The sequence below is a fragment of the Brevibacterium ihuae genome, assembly GCF_900184225.1.
Classification (GTDB): domain Bacteria; phylum Actinomycetota; class Actinomycetes; order Actinomycetales; family Brevibacteriaceae; genus Brevibacterium; species Brevibacterium ihuae.
Genome location: NZ_FXWZ01000003.1, coordinates 1,730,164 through 1,747,099, shown reverse-complemented (window position 1 = coordinate 1,747,099; position 16,936 = coordinate 1,730,164). Strand labels below are relative to the sequence as shown.

Sequence of the window (16,936 nt, the reverse complement as noted above, 5' to 3'; positions counted from 1 at the left end):
TCTCCTCGAAGTGCTGCCGGCGAGGGTCGCTCACCGGGTCGCGCTTGTCATGTCTCTGCAGGTCCTCGGCCGAGGTTCCCGCGGGTCGTGCGTGCGATGGTCGGTCCGTCGTGCTCCTCGGTGCGGGGCTCAGCGGATGCCGAGCTTGCGGGTGCAGGTCGGCCACGCGCCCCAGCCCTGGGAGGCCTGCACCTTCTTCGCGATGTCGATCTGCTGCTCGCGGGTCGCCTGGTGGGCGTTGGGGGCGTACTTGTGGCCGCCGAAGGCCTTCCACGTCGGCGCCGAGAACTGCAGGCCGCCGTAGTAGCCGTTGCCGGTGTTGATCGACCAGTTGCCGCCGGACTCGCACTTCGCGAGCCGATCCCACACGCTGCCGTCGTCGACGCTCGGAGCCTTCTCGCCGGAGTTGCCGCCGCCGGATTCCTTCTTCTCCGAGGACTCCTTCTTCTCCGAGGACTCCTTCTTCGAGTCGGAGTCCTTCTTCGAGTCGTCCTTCTTCTCGGAGCCGCCGGTCGTATCCCGGTCCGGAGCGGGAGCGGCGGGACGCGGTGCGCGGGTGCCCTTGACGACGACTGCGTCGACGGGCTCCGAGACGACCTTCTCCGACACCTTCTCCTTCTTGACCTCGGCGCCGTCGACCGTGCGGATGTCGTACACGACCTCCCGCACGCCGTCCTTGCCCGCGGTCTCGACCTTCGTCTCACCGCGATCCATCGACGCGGACTCCTTGACGGTCGTCTTCTTCTCGATCTTCTCCTCGACCGTCGTCGTCTCCGACTTCACGCGGAGCACATCGAGCACCTGTCCGTCGGTGACCGGAGCGGTGAGCGGAGCGGACACGATGTCCTCGCCCGCCACCTCGACGCCGGCCTCGGACAGCACCTCGGACACGGTGGCAGCGGTCGCCTCGACGATCATCTGCTCGCCGTCGGCCACCACAGTCACGCCCTTGGGGGTGACGACGTCGACGATCGCGCCGTCCTCGGTGAGGGCCTCGTCGAGCGGCAGGGAGACCTCGGCACCCTCGGCGTCCACGCCGAGGTCGGCGAGCGCCTGGCCGACGGTGTTCGCGGTGGTCCATTCGTCGAGGGCGATCCCGTCGACGGTGAGATCGAGATCCTTGGCGGTGTTGACGACGATGTTCATGTCCCGCTCGATACGGGTGTCCGCGCCGGGCTGCACGGCATCGCGCTCGTCGACCTCGAGGCCCTGCGCGGTGAGCACGTCGCCCACGGTCGACCCGAAGGTGCGCACCTGCTCGGACTGCCCGTCGACGGTGAGGTTCACCGACTTGTTGAGCGCGACGAACGATCCGGCGCCGCCGACGAGCGCGGTGATGACCACGGCCTGGCCGGCGATCTGGACCTTGCGATTGCGCAGAATCGAGTGCACGCGGGTTCCTCCGAGGGAGTATGGGGGCAGGAAGAAGACTGCACCAAGCGTAACCGGTTCGTTATCAAAATGGCAATCCTGTTACATGCGCGAGACAACGCCCGAGGTCAGGGCCGCAGCACCGGTCGCTCACCGGGTCACGGCGCAGGTCACGAAAGGGTGTCGTCGCCTGCTCCCGGCGTCACAGCTCCCAGGTGCCGAAGGCCTGCTCGGCGTTCGCGCTCACCTGCTCACACACCTCGGCGAGGGGTTCCTCGCGCACCTCGGCGAGCTTTCGCAGGGTCACCGCAGTGAGGTATGGCCCACCAGGGCGGCCGCGGTGCGGGTGCGGGGTGAGGAACGGTGCATCGGTCTCGCTCAGCAGCAGGCGGGGCGGGACCACGGCGGCCGCGTGGCGCAGGTCGGCGGCATTCTTGAACGTGATGTTCCCCGCGAAGGACATGAAGAAGCCGCGCTCGGCGCAGGCCCGGGCGAACTCCGCGTCCCCGGAGAAGCAGTGGAACACCGTGACATCCGGCGCCCCCTCCTCGTCGAGGATCCGGAGCACGTCGGCGTGGGCGTTCCGGTCGTGGATCTGGAGCGCGAGCCCCTGCCGCTTGGCGATCTCGATGTGGGCGCGGAACGACTCCTGCTGCGCGGCGATGCCGTCGTCCTCGGTGCGGAAGTAGTCGAGTCCGGTCTCCCCCACGACGCGGATCCTCTCCCCCGCGGCGAGCTGCTCGATCTCGGTGAGCGACTCCTCGAGGAGGCCCACCGCGGCCAGCCGCGGCGCCTCGTTCGGGTGGATCGCCACCCCGCCGAGCATCCAGTCCCGGCCGGCGGCGGCCTCGGCGGCGACGACCTCGGCGGTCCAGCGCGCCGAGCGCATGTCGCACCCGATCTGCACGATCCGGGTGACCCCCGCCTGCTGGGCGGTGTCGTGGAAGAACGCGAGCGGCGGGAACTCCTCGTCAGCTCCCGGCTCGACCTCCGGCGCGGGCTCGCCCGACTTGATCGGACCGCGGGCACCGGTGCAGATGTCGAGGTGGGTATGGGTGTCGACGCCCGGAACCGGGAGCGGTTCGGGCACCTCAGGGTAGTCTCCTGCGGCGCGCGAGGCCATCAGTCCTCCTGGAACTTGGGGAACACCGGGACGGGCGCGGGCAGCGGAGTGCCGGCGACGAGCGGGGTGTCGAGGGCGGCGAAGTCGCGCGCGTCCGCGGGCACCGCGAGCAGGTCGAGGAGGCGGGCGGTGGACTCCGGCATCACCGGCTGGACGAGCAGGGTGATGATGCGCACGACCTCGATCGTCACCCACAGCACCGTGGCCATCCGCGTCTCGTCGGTCTTCCGGAGCTTCCACGGCTCCTGCGCGCTGAAGTACTTGTTCGCCGCCGCGAGCACCTTCCAGCACGCCTCGAGGTAGAGGTGGAGGCTCTGTGTGCCGACGTGCTCGGCGGCCTGCGCGTAGGCGCCGCGGGCGGCGGCGAGGAGCGCCTCGTCGTCGGCGGTGAGCTCGCCCGGGGTCGGGACGGCGCCGCCGCAGTTCTTCGCCACCATCGACAGCGAGCGCTGGGCGAGGTTGCCGTACTCATTGGCGAGGTCGGTGTTCTTGCGGGTGACGATGCCCTCGTGGGAATACGAACCGTCCTGGCCGTAGGAGAACTCGCGGAGCACGAAGAAGCGGACGGTGTCGAGCCCGTAGCCCTCGACGAGCGCATAGGGATCGACGACGTTGCCCACCGACTTCGACATCTTCTCGCCCTTGTTGAAGAGGAAGCCGTGGGCGTGGACGCGGCGGGGCAGCTCGATCCCGGCGCTCATGAGGAAGGCCGGCCAGTAGATCGCGTGGAAGCGGGCGATGTCCTTGCCGATGATGTGGACGTCGGCGGGCCACCAGCGCTCGAAGGCGGCCGGGTCGTGCGGGAACCCGGCCCCGGTGAGGTAGTTGGTGAGCGCGTCGACCCACACGTACATCACGTGCTTCTCGTCCCCGGGGACCGGGATCCCCCAGTCGAAGGTCGTCCGCGAGATCGAGAGGTCCTTGAGACCGGAGGCGACGAACGAGGCGACCTCGTTGCGGCGCACGTCCGGGCCGACGAACTCGGGGTGCTCGCGGTAGAGCTCGAGCAGCGGCTCCTGGTACTTCGAGAGGCGGAAGAAGTAGGACTCCTCCTCCGTCCACGTCACCTCGGCGCCGGAGGACTGGGCGACGCGGATGCCGTCGACGACCTCGGTCTCGTCCTCGGCGAAGTACGCCTCGTCCCGCACCGAGTACCACCCGGAGTAGGAGTCGAGGTAGATGTCGCCGTTGGCCTCCATCCGCCGCCACAGCTCCTGGCAGGTGGCCCGGTGGTCGGCGTCGGTGGTGCGGATGAAGCGGTCGTAGGACACGCCGAGCATGTCGTCGAGCGCCCGGAAGGCCGCGGAGTTCGTGTCGGCGAGCTCCTGGGTGCTCACCCCGAGCTTCTGCGCCGTCTGCTGCATCTTGAGGCCGTGCTCGTCGGTGCCCGTCATGAAGAAGACGTCCTCGCCGGCGAGCCGGTGGAATCGCGCGATGGTGTCTGCGGCGATGTACTCGTAGGCGTGCCCGATGTGCGGGGCGCCGTTCGGGTACGCGATGGCGGTGGTGATGTAGAAGCTCATGGACACCCAGTCTACTGATCGCACCGGGGCGCTCGGGCCCGCGTCCGCGGTGCTCGGCCCGGTCCCCGCGGGCCGCCGATCCGCAGTGCGCACACCGCTGATCCGCGCCCCGCTCAGTCCTCGGCGTGGAGGTACTCCTCGTACATCGCGCGGGTGGAGATCCTATGGCGCTCGGCGACCTCGGCCGCGGCCTTCTTCGCCCGCATCCCGCCGTCGACGAGGCGTCGCATCTCGGCGAGGTGGTCGGCGGGCTCGGCGGCATCCCCCGGGTGTCCGGCGACGACGAGGGTGAGTTCGCCGCGCAGCCCCTCCGCCGCGCGGTCGCGGAGCTCGGAGGCGGTCCCGCGGAGCACCTCCTCGTAGGTCTTCGTGAGCTCGCGCGAGATCGTCATCGGCCGGTCGGGGCCGAAGGCGGCGACGATGTCGTCGAGCGCCGCGGCGATCCGGTGGGGGCTCTCGAAGAAGACGAGCGTGCGCTCCTCGCGGGCGAGCGCGGCGAGAGCGCGGGATCGCTCCCCGGCCTTCCGGGGAAGGAATCCCTCGAAGGCGAAGCGGTCCGAGGGGAGGCCGGACAGCGCGAGCGCGGTGAGCACGGCGGACGGGCCGGGCGCCGAGGTGACGGGCAGGTCGCGGTCGGCGACCGCGCGCACCACCCGGTAGCCGGGGTCGGACACCGCGGGCATCCCCGCGTCGGTGAGGAGCACGACCCGCTTGCCCGCAGCGACGGCGTCGGCGATGTCGGCGGCCTTCGCGTCCTCGTTGTGGTCGAAGAGGCTGATGATCGCCGAGGTGTGGGCGAGCCCCAGCCGATCGGCCAGCCCGAGGAAGCGCCGGGTGTCCTCGGCGGCGATGAGGTCGGCGGCCCCGATCTCGTGCCGCAGCCGCTCCGAGGCGTCGCCGAGGTTCCCGATCGGGGTCCCGACGAGCACGAGGCACCCGTCCCCGGTGCGGGGGGCGGGCGCCTCGGGCGCGGGATCGGCAGGGGTCACGGTGCGAACCGGATGCGGCAGGGCGGGTGCGGGGTCAGTAGCCGGCGGTCGAGCCCCAGATGGCGAGCCCGAACATCCCGACGAAGAACAGGATGTAGAGGACCCAGAACAGCACCCACAGGCCGAGCACGACGTAGCCGACGATGAGCCCCCACAGCGCCATCTGCTCGCCGGCCTCGCCGGTCCGCTTGATCTGGCTCTTGCCGAGGTGACCGAAGATGATGCCGAGGATCGAGGTCATGCCGCCGGTGGCGATGCCGACGAGCGACATGATGAGCGACAGGAGCGCCATGGTGTTCGTCGGCCGCGTCTGCACGTAGCCGCCGGGGGCGCCGTAGCTCTGCGGTGCGGCGTAGCCGGACTGCGCGGCGTAGGGGTCGCCGCCGTAGGACGCGCTCTGGCCGTAGCCGGCGTCGCCGTACTGGGCGCCCGCCGGAGCGGACCCGTACGCCGGGGCGGCGTAGGCGTCGTAGGCCGCAGCGCCGCCGGGATAGCCGGCGGAACCGCCGCTCGTGCCGTAGGGATCGGGCTGGTAGCCGTTGCTGGACATGTGGGGACTCTCTTCTCTCTCGACCGTCTGGGATCAACGGTAGGCCGTCGCGGACGGCCCCGGCAATCGGAGGATGTCACGGTTCGGCAATATCCGCGTCGAACCTGTCGCACAGCAGACCGGGCGCAGGGCGAACGGGGCGGACGGAAGGCGAGCAACCGGCGGACGGGCCGGCAGGACGCTCAGAGCCGCCCGGTCATCCCGAGGAACACCCCGAGTCCGATCGCGAGGAGGAACAGCAGGATGCACAGGGCGGCGACGGCGTAGCCGATGATGATGCCGGTGAGGGCCATGCCGCCGCCCTCCCGACCGGTCCGCTTGATCTGCGACCGGGCGATGTGCCCGGTGACGACCGCGCCGACGGCTGCGAGGAAGGCGAGCGGGATGAGGATGCCGAGGAACAGTCCGAGGAATCCGAATGCCCCGGCCCCGATCCCGAGGAGCATCGAGGTCAGGGCGAGCGGGTGCGCCGGGGACGGGGCGGGTGCCCCGCCCATCGGCGCCATGGTCGGCGATGCCGCGTAGGGGTGCGGGTGCGGGTACTGCGGCGCGGGGTGGCCGGGCGCCTGCTGCCCTCCGGGATACCCGCCCTGCGGGGCTCTGGGATACCCCGGCTGCGGGACACCGTGTCCGTCCGGCGATCCTCCGGCGGAGGGGATGTTCGGGTCGTGCGCCATGGCTGCGTCAGCTGCTTCCGGTCGGGGTCGAGGGTTCCCAGCCTATGCGCCGGTCGCGGCATCGACCACCCCCCGGGCGAGAGGACCCGAGCCCCGCTCGCGGCTGTCTACACTGATCCGTGTGAGCTTCTCGACCCTCGGATCCCGACTGCTGCCCGTGCGCTCCCCGCACGCGCTGCTCGGCTGGCTCATCCCGGCGCTGCTCGCGGTCCTCGGCGGGGCGCTCCGGTTCCACCGGCTCGAGTTCCCCTCCCGCCTCGTGTTCGACGAGACCTACTACGTCAAGGACGCCTATTCGCTCACCCGGTTCGGCTACGAGCGGGACTGGCCCGACGAGCCCAATGCGGCCTTCGAGGCCGGGGACGCAGACATCATCCTCGACTCCCCCGCGTACGTCGTCCACCCGCCGCTGGGCAAGTGGATCCTCGGCTCCGGCATCGAGCTGTTCGGCGCGGACTCCTCGTTCGGCTGGCGGTTCGGCGCCGCCCTCATCGGGGCGCTGTCGATCTTCCTCCTCGCCCGCATCGCGATCCGCCTGTTCTCCTCGCTGTGGATCGGCTCGATCGCCGGCCTGCTCCTCGCGGTGGACGGCGAGCACTTCGTCCACTCCCGCACCGGTCTGCTCGACATCTTCCTCATGTTCTTCATCCTGCTCGCCTTCGGATTCCTCGTCCTCGATCGCGAGTGGGCCGACCGGAGGCTCGTCGAGCGGATGACCCGGGCACCGGACTCTCCCGGGTCCGGCGGTCCCCGGCCGCGCGCCGAGGTGCCGGCGGCCCCCGCTGCGGGGTCCGGTGCTGCCTACGCGCAGCCGGCCTCGGTCGCCACCCGCCCACAGTCGGCCTCGGTCGCCGAGCGGCTCCGGCCGCAGCCGCTGCGCTTCGTCTCCGAAGTCCTCGACTCCGCGACGCGCGGCGGCGCGGCGACCCGCCGACTGCTCGTCTCCCCCGAGTTCGGGCCCTCCCTGGGCCTGCGGCCGTGGCGGCTGGCCGCCGGGATCAGCCTCGGCCTGGCGATGGGCGTCAAGTGGTCCGGGCTCTACGCCCTCGCGGTGTTCGGGATCCTCGCGGTCCTGTGGGACGTCGGCGCCCGGCGCCGCGCCGGCGTGCGTCGTCCGTGGACGGCCGCCCTCGTCAAGGACTCCGTCCCCGCCTTCCTCTCCCTCGTGCCCGTCGCCCTCGTCGTCTACGTCGTGTGCTGGCTGGGCTGGATCCTCAATCCCGGCGGCTGGGACCGGTCCTGGGCGGCGGACAACCGCGGCTGGTGGTCGTTCCTGCCCGACTGGCTCGCGAGCCTCGGGCACTACCACTACACCGCCTACACCTTCCACGTCGGGCTCGACTCCGAGCACCCGTACATGTCGAACCCGTGGGGCTGGATCGTCCAATGGCGCCCGACCTCCTTCTTCTACGAATCCTTCGAGCAGGGGGAAGCCGGCTGCGTCGCCGAGCGCTGCTCGCAGGCGATCACCTCGCTCGGCAACCCGGTGATCTGGGGACTCGCACCCGTCGCGATCGTCCTCGTGCTCGGCGCCTGGCTGCTCCGCCGCGACCGGCGGGCCGGTGCGATCCTCGCGGGACTCCTCGCCACCTGGGTCCCGTGGTTCTTCTACCAGGACCGGACGATCTTCACCTTCTACACCATCGTCATGGTGCCCTTCGTCGTCCTCGCCCTCGCCTACTGCCTGGGTCTGCTGTGGGGCGAACCGGACGCCGGGCGCGACCGCACCGATCGCGTGCTCCTCGGCAGGCGCCTCGCGGTGGGCCTCGTCGTCGCGTGCGCGATCCTCGCGTTCGCCTGGTTCTACCCCGTCTACACCGGGCAGATGCTGCCGTACGAGGACTGGCGTGCACGAATGTGGAACCCGACGTGGGTGTAGTACGCTGAAAGCCTTGTGACTCAACAGCTGAACTCGATGCGGACGGTTGCGATCATCCCCGCCCGCGGCGGATCCAAGGGCATCCCGCTCAAGAACCTCCAGAAGGTCGCCGGCACCACCCTGCTCGCGCGGGCGGTCGAAGCCGCCTCGCAGGCGACCCGGGTCGACCTCGTCGTCGTCTCCACCGATCACGACGGCATCGCCGCGGAGGCCGAGCGCGCCGGAGCGACCGTCGTCCGCCGTCCCGACGAGATCTCCGGGGACCTGGCGAGCAGCGAGGAGGCCCTCCTCTACACCATCGACCAGCTCCCCGAGGACTACGCCATCACCGCGTTCCTCCAGTGCACCTCGCCGTTCATCGACCCGCAGTCGATCGACAGCGCGATCGAGCGGGTCGCCTCCGACGAGGCCGACGTCGTGTTCTCCGCGGTCGAGGACCACAGCTTCCTGTGGACGCTCGACGACGCCGCCCGGGCGCAGGCCGTCGGCCACGACGCCGCCTTCCGACCGCGCCGCCAGGACCGCAAGATCCACTACAACGAGACCGGCGCCTTCTACATCATGCGCACGGCCGGGCTGCAGGAGCACCGCCACCGGTTCTTCGGCCGGATCGAGATCGAGGAAGTTCCTCTCGAGCAGGCCCGCGAGATCGACACCATGGCCGACCTCACCCTCGTCCGCGCGATCGCCGCGGCCGGCGGCAGCCCCACGGTCCTCGACGTCGACGCCCTCGTCACCGATTTCGACGGCGTCCACACCGACGATGCGGGATACGTCAACGAGCACGGGGACGAGATGGTCCGCGTGCACCGCGGCGACGGGATGGGCGTGAGCCGACTCGTCAAGCACGGCGTGCCGTTCCTCATCCTGTCGAAGGAGCGCAACCCCGTCGTCACCCGCAGGGCGGAGAAACTTCACGTCGAGGTCGCCCAGGGGATCGACAATAAGGCCGATGTGCTCCTCTCGTGGATGCGGGAGAAGGACCTCGATCCGGAGCGCGTCGCCTACGTCGGCAACGACATCAACGACCTCGAGGCGTTCTCCGTCGTCGGCTGGCCCGTCGCGGTGGCCGACGCACATCCCGAGGTGCTCCTCGCCGCGCGGCTGGTATTGTCGCACCGCGGAGGGCACGGGGCGGTCCGCGAAGTGTGCGACCTCATCCCGGCGGAATGAACGACTGCATGATCCAGCACGAGCACCACCGAGCCCGTACACCTACCAGAAAGAAGGTCTCATGTCTGTGAACGAGATCAAGCCGGTAGCCATCGGCGACATCCTCGTCGGCCCCGGCCAGCCGGTCTACATGATCGGCGAGATCGGCATCAACCACAACGGTGACGTCGAGATCGCCAAGCAGCTCATGGACGTCGCTGCGAAGGCGGGCGCCCAGGCGGTCAAGTTCCAGAAGCGGAACCCCGATGTCGCGGTCCCGGAGGACCAGAAGTCCAAGCCGCGCGACACCCCGTGGGGCGAGATGACCTACCTCGAGTACAAGTTCCGCGTCGAATTCGAGGACGAGGAGTACACCGAGATCGACCGCTACGCGCGCGAGATCGGCATCCAGTGGTTCGCCTCGCCGTGGGACATCGACTCGGTGAAGTTCCTCGATCGCTTCGATGCCGTGACCTACAAGATCGCGTCCGCCTCGGTCACCGACATCCCGCTCCTCGAAGCCGTCAAGGCCACCGGGAAGCCGGTGATCCTGTCGACCGGGATGTCGACCCTCGAGCAGATCGACAAGGCCGTGGCGACCCTCGGCACCGAGAACCTCGTGATGATGCACGCCACCTCGACCTACCCGCTGCCGCCGGAGGAGGTCAACCTGCTGGCCATCCCGGCCCTGCGCGAGCGCTACAACGTGCCGGTCGGCTACTCGGGACACGAGATCGGCACCGCGATCTCGATCGCTGCGGTGGCACTCGGCGCCGTCACGGTCGAGCGCCACATCACCCTCGACACCGACATGTGGGGTTCGGACCAGAAGGCGTCGATGGAGCCCGACGAGTTCATCCAGCTCGTCGCCGACATCCGCACCGTCGAGACCGCCCTGGGCGATGGCAAGAAGCGCGTCATGCCCGGCGAGGAGTCGAAGATCGAATCGCTCCGCGTGGTCAAGTGATCACCCGCCGCTGACGGCCTCGACCGCCGCCCCTGACCTCACCGGTCGGGGGCGGCCGTCATTCACCGGCGGGGTGCGAGCACCGCGTCGAACGGCTCGGGGAAGTGCCGGTGGACGTCCGCGACGTCCCTGCTCCCGAGGTAGTGGAGCAGGACGGCGCGGCGCCGCACCTCCGGATCGCCGAGGTCGACCATCGAGCGCAGGGTGTTGATCCCGGGCGGGAGCAGCCCCGCTCCCGCGGTCCGGCGCACGGCGAGGCTCATGCACACCTGGTCGAAGAAGTGTCCGAGGCGCGGCACGGTCTCGAGCAGCCCCGCCGCCCGGATCTGGTCCCCGATCTCGACCATGAGCGCGGCGAAGCCGTCGCGCTCGGCGCGGCGGACGAGCACCGCGCCGTTGTTGAGGAAGGGCATGTCGGAGGACTCCCCGCGGAGGAACCAGTCGTCGTAGGAGTACGCCGCGAGCGCCTCCGGACTCACCGGCCGGGCGCCGGCGACCGCGCACAGTCGGTTCCAGGTGTCCGCGTCGAAGGCGTGATTGCCCGCGTAGGTCGCTGCCACCGGGGCGCTGAGATCGAGGTCGGGGCGACCGGTGAGGATCATGTCGGAGTCGAGGTAGAGCTGTGAGCCGGCCCGGCCGACGCCGTAGCCGGCGAGCCGGTCGTGGAACCGCTCGAGCTCCGGCGGCCCCGGGCGGCGCTGCGCGTGCACGACCTCCCAGCCGTTCGCGGTGAGCCGGCTGCGCTGCGGCGGATCGAGCGGCTGGGTGTGCACCGCGTACCGCCGCACGCGGGGCAGATGGACCCGGGCCGAGGCCCCGAGCACGCACAGCTGGTCGACGAACCCGATCGGGGTGCCGGAGAGGGTGCGCGGCGCGTACTCGCGCTTCGCCCCGTAGTCGACCTCGTTGAAGGTCACCACGATGTCGAAGCCGGGAGCGCGCCGGAACGGGTTCCAGCCGCTCATCCGGACCGCTCCTCCCCCGGACCGCCGCGGTGGTCCGGATCCTCCGTGCGGGTCTCGTCCCTTGCGCGTCCGGGCCGCGCCGCACCGAGCGTGCGCCCCACCCGCCGAAGCCGCCACCGGGCCGCGTGCACCGTGCGTCTGCCGAGCGCGGCGGCCTCCTCGCCGTAGCCCCGCGAACGCAGCGCGGAGAGCTCAGCGCGGGTCGAGTCGTGGGCGGAGCGGGAGTCGGCGAGCTCCGTCCCGACGGTTCGCAGGCGCTCCTCCGCGGAATCGGCGCTCGCCCGCGCCTCGTCGCGCTCGCGCTCGACCCGGCCGATCCGCTCCTCGAGCTCGCGCAGCTGCCGGCGCAATGTCCTCTCGGTCGCCCGGGTGGTGCGATCCGCGGACACCCGGTCCTCCTCGGCTCCGCCGGCGGAGCGGACGTGGAAGCTCTCGACGTCGGTGTGCTCGGCCGCCACCGGCCGGAACGGGAGGGGATCCGCCGTCCCGCCGTCGAGGACGGAATGGATGCGTGCGAGGTTGCCCAGGGTCGTCTCCCACATCCGATCCTGCTGGGCGTCGATGTCGGAGCGGAGAGCCGCGCGCTCCTCCCAGGCTCCCTCGACCGCCGCGACGATCCGGTCGGCGAGGTCGGGGGCCTGCGGGTCGAGGACGAGCTCGGGGTGGCCGATGTCGGCGGCGAAGAAGCCGAGCTTCGCGTGGAGATCGAGCGACAGCGGCACGCTGCCGACCCCGAACGGGATCATCTGCGCGTGGCCGCGCGCGCCGAGCACGAAGGGGATCCGGGAGAACAGCTCGATGCCCTCGCGGTAGTCGATGTCGTACCCGTACAGCGGGCGGGTGCGATCGGCCGGCAGCCGCGCGGCGAGTGCATCGGAGAACTGCCGGTCGTCGGGATGGAAGGGCGTGTTCCACACGTCCCAGCCGTCCTCGTGCAGGCGGAGCACCGCGTCGAGGGTCGCCGCGTGGATCGCCTCGGCGTCGAATCCGGCGTCCTGCTGGCGCCGGTGCACGAGCATCTGCACCGCGAGCGCCCGGGTCTCCGGCGGCCGCACCCCCTCGAGGTCCCGGTAGATGCGGGATTCGAGGGTCGTCGGACACGGCTGGTAGGCGATGCCCTCCGCGCCGCCGGGCAGCAGGCGCCCCATGCTCTCGATCGACCCGGTGTTGCGCAGTCCGAAGAAGACGGCGCGCTCCTTCACCGCGCTCGCGTGCTCGATGAGGAGGTCGTCGAAGTCGGGCTGTCCGGGGAACCGGTTGTTCCCGACGGCGAACACGACGATCGGCACCCGCAGCCGGTCGAGCGCCTCGCGGGAGATGTTCCACTGCCAACCGGAGTTCCGGTTGGGGTTGGTGTCCTGGAGGAACAGCCCCCCACCGCCGACCACCACGGCATCGGCGCAGGCGTTGATGTGGTCGACGAGATCGAGCCCGACCTCCTTGCGCAGCGGAGCCGAGCCGACGAACCGGAACGCCTCGCCCTCCCCGTATCCGTGGAACAGATCCCGGATCACCGGGTAGAGGACCTTGTCCCCGTAGTTGCCCCAGGTCGGGATGTCGAAATGGAACAGGCGCACGCGTTTCATACCTCTCATCCTGCCCTACGTGTGAGAGTCTGGACAGCGATACCCGCACCGGGACCCCGTTCGCGAGCGCCGCTCCATCCGCCTGCGACCACCGCCCTGGCCGCGCACGCACGCCGGCGGTCGGATCCCGGAACCGCCCGCAACCGAGACCGAGGACAGCAGAGGACGATGTCGCAGCCAGCAGTGAGCGTCGTGATCCCCGCGAAGGACGCCGAAGCCTATCTCGCCGAGGCCCTGGAGAGCCTGACCACGCAGGGCCTGCCGGCCGCTGAGATCGAGGTGCTCGTCATCGACGACGGCTCGACCGACGACACCGTCGCGATCGCGGAGTCGTGGACGTCACGGCTGCCCCGGCTCCGGGTGCTCCGCAACCCCGGTCCGCACGGACCCTCGGCCGCCCGGAACGTCGGCATCGCCGCCGCCGAGGGGCGCGCCATCACCTTCCTCGACAGCGACGACTGGTTCGGCCCCGGGCACCTCGCAAGGATGATAGAGGTGCTGAACCGCCTTGGTGTCGACTTTGTTCGTTCGGACATTGTTCAAGTCGAAGGTAAGCGTCGTCAGTTGAGTTCAGCTCCAGTTGCACGGCGCGGAGTACGTCTTCACACTCGCGATTTCGTTGTCGATCGCGCCGAACGCACCATGGTCGACTTTCCGAACGCCTCGTGCGGCGTCTACGCGAGCCGATTGCGCGAGGCAGGCCTCCTCTATTTTCCGGCCCAGTTCATCACTGCCGAAGATCGCTACTGGAACTGGAGAATCTTCATTGCAGAGTTGACGTTCGCTGTAGTCGATTCTCAGGGATACTTCTACCGCAGAGGCGTCAGCGGTTCACTCACAGCGGTCTACGACGAAAGACAACTCGGGTTCGCGCACGTGTTCGACACTCTCATTCGGGAAATTAGGTCCGAGCCGGAGAATGAACGATATCTCACAAAGGCAGTTCACAACCTGATTTCGCTCTATCACTGGCACTTGAAGCGGGAGGAGATGATTCCTCCCAAACTATTAGCTGCGATGTCGCAATCAGTTGTGGCTACCGCGGCCAGCGTAGACCCCGAGGTCATCGAGAGGGTGTGGTCGACGTTCACCGAGGCGCGGCAGCAGGACCTCGCCCGCGTCCGGCGGCGGATCGCCGCGGAGAGGAAGGTCCCGGCATGAAGCAGCTCTTCTTCGTCTCCTCCCCGTTCCAGCTCGTCACGCTCGTCGCCGCGATCGAGGCGGATCTCATCGCCGAGGCCGAGGAGCGGATCGTCGTCATCGCCGACAACCGCATCGCCTACGAGGTCGGCGAGGGGTTCTACCGCTCGGAGATGTCCCAGCTCCTGCTCGCCCGCTTCGATCGCTGGGTGCTGCTCAACGACGCGCTCAAGCCGTACAGCTGCAGCCAGTGGAGCCCGCGCGAGAGCGACCTCATCATCCTCGAGCGCACCTTCCGCGCCCTGTGGGACCTCGGCGACGGCCCGCTCGAGCTCTACGTCGAGTCGATCCAGGCCCCTCCGGCGACGTCCTTCTCCCGGATCTTCCGCACTGCGCTCATCACCGTCTACGCCGACGGGCTCATGGTCTACGGGCCCACCCGCACGGCTCCCGGGACGACGATCCGCCAGCGGATCGGCCGTCTCCTCTATCTCGACCTCATCCCCGGACTGCGGCCCGCGCTGCTCGAGGAGATCGGCGCGCCGGCGTCCTCGATCGACGCGCAGCGCTTCGCCGACGTCCTCCGCTCGCTCGCCGGGCAGCTCTCTCCCGCGGACGAGGCACCGGCCCCGGGGACCGACGCCCCGGCCGGTCCGCCCGCCCTCATCGTCGGTCAGTACCTCAGCGACATCGGTCTCATCACCGTCGAAGAGGAGTCCGACCTCTACTTCCGGATGGTCGAGCTCGCACGCGACCGCGGGTTCGGGTCGGTGCTCTTCAAACGGCACCCGGCCGCGTCCTACGCCGCGGAGAGCGCCGTGCGCGCCCGCTGCGAGGAGATCGGCATCGCCTTCGAGATCCTCGACACCCCGGAGCTCGTCGAGATCACCGCTCTGCGCCGCGAGCCCGGCCTCGTGATCGGATGCTTCTCGACCGCCCTCATGACGCTGCGCACCGCGTTCGGCGTCCCAGTCGTGTCGCTCGGCACCGCGGAGCTCCTCGAGGCCGTCGCGCCGTACGAGAACAGCAATCGCGTGCCCCTCGTCCTCACCCACCGTCTCCTCGACCCCGCGAACGCGGACACCCCGGCTCGGCCCGAGGAGCTGCGGAGCCTGCTCGACGCGGTCGCCTACTGCATGCAGCCGGAGCTGCGCGCCGACCTCCGCGACCGGGCGGTCGAGTTCCTCACCCCGACCCCGCTCGACACGATCCGCACCTACTTCAAGCGCCGTCGGCTCACCGCACTCGATCTGCCCGGCCGACTGCCGCCGCGGGCTCCCGCCCGCGGTCTCCGGGCCCGGGCTCGCGGCGTCGCGCGTCGTCTCGCCTCCGCCTCCGCGGATGTGCGGCACGGACTCCGCGAGCGAGCGGCCTCGCCGCGGAAGGATCGCGGCGGGCCCCGGCGCTGATGCCGTCTCAGCCGGCCTCCGGGCTCTCTGCGGCGGCCGCCTCGGACCGAGCGGCCCGCCGGTCCCGGACCATCTCCGCAAGCAGCACGAGCCCGCCGATGACCACGGAGAGCGCGGACCAGCAGATGTACCGGTAGTCCGCCGCCGGAGCCGTGGGGAAGAATCCCACGAGGTAGAGGATGCCGGAGAGGAAGATCATCCCGGCGGTCGGCGACGGTCGCCATCGGCTGAGCGCGATCGCGCAACCGGCGACTCCGAGCACCAGCCAGAACCAGCCGCGGAACAGCCATGCGCCCCAGCCCTCCGCGCCACCCATGACGTAGGCCGCGAGGCCGCGATCGAGCTCGGGTGCGGCCGGCGGGACCCCGTGCTCGGCGTCCTCCGCCGTGATGACGAACTCGAGATCCGAGGTCGACAGCAGCTCCCCGGTCGTCATGAGCCGGTACCGGATGTACTCCGGGAGATGCCGAGGGATCTGCTCGAACCACAGGGCGGAGACCTCGTCGACGTGCTCGATCGCGGTGAACCCCCGGCCGTTCGCACCGGCACCGTAGCAGTCCCAGTACGCGTCCCAGATCACGCCCTTCTCGCGGCACTCGGCGCGGGCGACGGCGAGCTTGCCGATGAGCTCGGGCGGGGCCTTCTCGCTCGCCGCGATCGACTCGGGCGGCACGGCGAAGATCAGGTCGTCGAGCATGACCTGGGTGAATTGGCTGTTCGACGTCGCCCCGGTGGCCGCGCTCACCGCACTCCCGATGCCGAGCACCGCGCCGCCGAGCACCGCGAGCGCAGCGGCACCGGTCGCAGCTGCGCGGCGGAGGGTGACAGCGCCGCGGAGCCGCACGCGGAGCACCGAGGCCAGGAGCAGCAGCGGGAGCACCGCGAGCACCGCGTTCTTCCGGACGAGGGTGGCGTACACGAGGGCTGCGAACGCCGTCCCGAGCAGCACCCGGCAGCTGCTCCCTCCCCTGCACATGCGCGCGAGGAGCAGGCACCCCACGGCGAGGCCGAGGGCGAGCGCCATCTGGGTGTCCTTCCACACCGTCCCGAGGATGTTCACCGAGTTCGGCAGCACGAGGACGAGCAGCCCGCCGAGCGACACGATGCGGCTCCCCGATGCCGCGAGCAGGAACCACGACAGCAGAACGGCGACGAGCCAGGCCACGGCGATCTGCGCGACCGCCATCGCGCCGATCGAGCCGGTGAGTGCGATGAGCGCCCTCCAGATCACGCTCATGACGACCGGGTGCCAGTCGTTGAAGGGGACGCTGCCGCGCGCCTGAGCGAGCTGGAAGTAGCTGTCCTTCGTCATCCCGCCGGGGTACACCGCCACCGCGAGGACGGCGGCCAGAACGCCGGCGATCGCCGCCACGCACCCGAGCCAGACCCACTGCCCGCGTTCGAACGGAACGGGGCGGTCGATGGCGACGCGCTGGAGGAAGGCGGTCACCGGACCGCCGCGATCACCGGTCCCGGCGCCCGGGTCAGGGCGCCTTCAGCGGATTCTTCATCGTCCTCGCATGCTCCCCGACCGATCGGGCCGGCGGTCGGGTCGATCACCGGGAGCGGCACCCGATCCGATCCGCCCCGCCGGTCGGTACGATT

General features: G+C 70.3%; 14 protein-coding genes. 5 read left to right on the top strand and 9 right to left on the bottom strand.

The window, feature by feature from the left end:
- Nucleotides 1–129 precede the first annotated feature (129 nt).
- The 6 genes from C1A17_RS14730 to C1A17_RS14295 form a co-directional block, all read right to left on the bottom strand.
- Entirely contained in the window at nt 130–1,392 is a 1,263-nt protein-coding gene (locus C1A17_RS14730) for a resuscitation-promoting factor (RefSeq protein ID WP_101653396.1), read from the bottom strand.
- Nucleotides 1,393–1,573: 181 nt separating this feature from the next.
- A complete protein-coding gene (locus C1A17_RS13120; RefSeq protein WP_101653395.1) occupies nt 1,574–2,494 on the bottom strand; it encodes a TatD family hydrolase in 921 nt (306 codons plus the stop codon).
- Nucleotides 2,494–4,017, bottom strand: a complete 1,524-nt coding sequence (gene metG / locus C1A17_RS13115) for a methionine--tRNA ligase (protein ID WP_101653394.1) — start codon at nt 4,015–4,017, stop codon at nt 2,494–2,496. Before metG ends, C1A17_RS13120 begins: the two co-directional genes overlap by 1 nt.
- Before the next feature lie 113 nt (nt 4,018–4,130).
- Nucleotides 4,131–5,006 (bottom strand): 16S rRNA (cytidine(1402)-2'-O)-methyltransferase, encoded by an 876-nt coding sequence (gene rsmI, locus C1A17_RS13110; RefSeq protein ID WP_101653393.1) that lies wholly within the window; start codon nt 5,004–5,006, stop codon nt 4,131–4,133.
- Between the two features lie 34 nt (nt 5,007–5,040).
- Nucleotides 5,041–5,556 carry a DUF4190 domain-containing protein gene (locus tag C1A17_RS13105; protein WP_101653392.1) on the bottom strand — a complete coding sequence of 172 codons (516 nt, stop codon included), beginning with the start codon at nt 5,554–5,556 and terminating at the stop codon, nt 5,041–5,043.
- A 182-nt stretch (nt 5,557–5,738) separates the two neighbouring features.
- Nucleotides 5,739–6,053, bottom strand: a complete 315-nt coding sequence (locus tag C1A17_RS14295) for a DUF4190 domain-containing protein (protein ID WP_180953334.1) — start codon at nt 6,051–6,053, stop codon at nt 5,739–5,741.
- Nucleotides 6,054–6,354: 301 nt separating this feature from the next.
- Here C1A17_RS14295 and C1A17_RS13095 point away from each other — a divergent pair, with 301 nt between their 5' ends.
- From C1A17_RS13095 to C1A17_RS13085, 3 genes are all read left to right on the top strand, one after another.
- On the top strand, nt 6,355–8,112 hold the full coding sequence (locus tag C1A17_RS13095) for a dolichyl-phosphate-mannose--protein mannosyltransferase (RefSeq protein WP_245873756.1): 1,758 nt from the start codon (nt 6,355–6,357) through the stop codon (nt 8,110–8,112).
- A 36-nt stretch (nt 8,113–8,148) separates the two neighbouring features.
- Nucleotides 8,149–9,285, top strand: coding sequence for an acylneuraminate cytidylyltransferase (locus C1A17_RS13090; protein ID WP_101653390.1), 1,137 nt, complete (start codon nt 8,149–8,151; stop codon nt 9,283–9,285).
- A 61-nt stretch (nt 9,286–9,346) separates the two neighbouring features.
- Entirely contained in the window at nt 9,347–10,231 is an 885-nt protein-coding gene (locus C1A17_RS13085; protein WP_101653389.1) for an N-acetylneuraminate synthase family protein, read from the top strand.
- A 62-nt stretch (nt 10,232–10,293) separates the two neighbouring features.
- Here the strand turns inward: C1A17_RS13085 and C1A17_RS13080 are convergent, their stop codons facing one another.
- Together C1A17_RS13080 and C1A17_RS13075 are read right to left on the bottom strand one after the other, a co-directional pair.
- Complete coding sequence (locus C1A17_RS13080) at nt 10,294–11,196, bottom strand: hypothetical protein (RefSeq protein WP_101653388.1); 903 nt, start codon at nt 11,194–11,196, stop codon at nt 10,294–10,296.
- Nucleotides 11,193–12,782, bottom strand: a complete 1,590-nt coding sequence (locus C1A17_RS13075) for a polysaccharide pyruvyl transferase family protein (RefSeq protein WP_180953333.1) — start codon at nt 12,780–12,782, stop codon at nt 11,193–11,195. Before C1A17_RS13075 ends, C1A17_RS13080 begins: the two co-directional genes overlap by 4 nt.
- Before the next feature lie 168 nt (nt 12,783–12,950).
- On the opposite strand from C1A17_RS13075, the gene C1A17_RS13070 reads away from it, so the two are divergent.
- Nucleotides 12,951–13,943, top strand: a complete 993-nt coding sequence (locus C1A17_RS13070; protein WP_180953332.1) for a glycosyltransferase family 2 protein — start codon at nt 12,951–12,953, stop codon at nt 13,941–13,943.
- The gene (locus C1A17_RS13065) at nt 13,940–15,331 is read left to right on the top strand and encodes a polysialyltransferase family glycosyltransferase (protein ID WP_101653385.1); all 1,392 of its coding nucleotides are present in this window, start codon (nt 13,940–13,942) and stop codon (nt 15,329–15,331) included. Before C1A17_RS13070 ends, C1A17_RS13065 begins: the two co-directional genes overlap by 4 nt.
- A 7-nt stretch (nt 15,332–15,338) precedes the next feature.
- Here C1A17_RS13065 and C1A17_RS13060 read toward each other — a convergent pair whose 3' ends face one another.
- On the bottom strand, nt 15,339–16,781 hold the full coding sequence (locus C1A17_RS13060) for a hypothetical protein (RefSeq protein ID WP_101653384.1): 1,443 nt from the start codon (nt 16,779–16,781) through the stop codon (nt 15,339–15,341).
- Nucleotides 16,782–16,936: the final 155 nt, after the last annotated feature.

Coding starts and splice junctions, on each gene's coding strand:
- C1A17_RS13120 (WP_101653395.1), bottom strand. CDS start 2,494: ATGGCCTCGCGCGCCGCAGGAGACTACCCTGAGGTGCCCGAACCGCTC.
- metG (WP_101653394.1), bottom strand. CDS start 4,017: ATGAGCTTCTACATCACCACCGCCATCGCGTACCCGAACGGCGCCCCG.
- C1A17_RS13105 (WP_101653392.1), bottom strand. CDS start 5,556: ATGTCCAGCAACGGCTACCAGCCCGATCCCTACGGCACGAGCGGCGGT.
- C1A17_RS14295 (WP_180953334.1), bottom strand. CDS start 6,053: ATGGGCGGGGCACCCGCCCCGTCCCCGGCGCACCCGCTCGCCCTGACC.
- C1A17_RS13090 (WP_101653390.1), top strand. CDS start 8,149: ATGCGGACGGTTGCGATCATCCCCGCCCGCGGCGGATCCAAGGGCATC.
- C1A17_RS13085 (WP_101653389.1), top strand. CDS start 9,347: ATGTCTGTGAACGAGATCAAGCCGGTAGCCATCGGCGACATCCTCGTC.
- C1A17_RS13080 (WP_101653388.1), bottom strand. CDS start 11,196: ATGAGCGGCTGGAACCCGTTCCGGCGCGCTCCCGGCTTCGACATCGTG.
- C1A17_RS13075 (WP_180953333.1), bottom strand. CDS start 12,782: ATGAAACGCGTGCGCCTGTTCCATTTCGACATCCCGACCTGGGGCAAC.
- C1A17_RS13070 (WP_180953332.1), top strand. CDS start 12,951: ATGTCGCAGCCAGCAGTGAGCGTCGTGATCCCCGCGAAGGACGCCGAA.
- C1A17_RS13065 (WP_101653385.1), top strand. CDS start 13,940: ATGAAGCAGCTCTTCTTCGTCTCCTCCCCGTTCCAGCTCGTCACGCTC.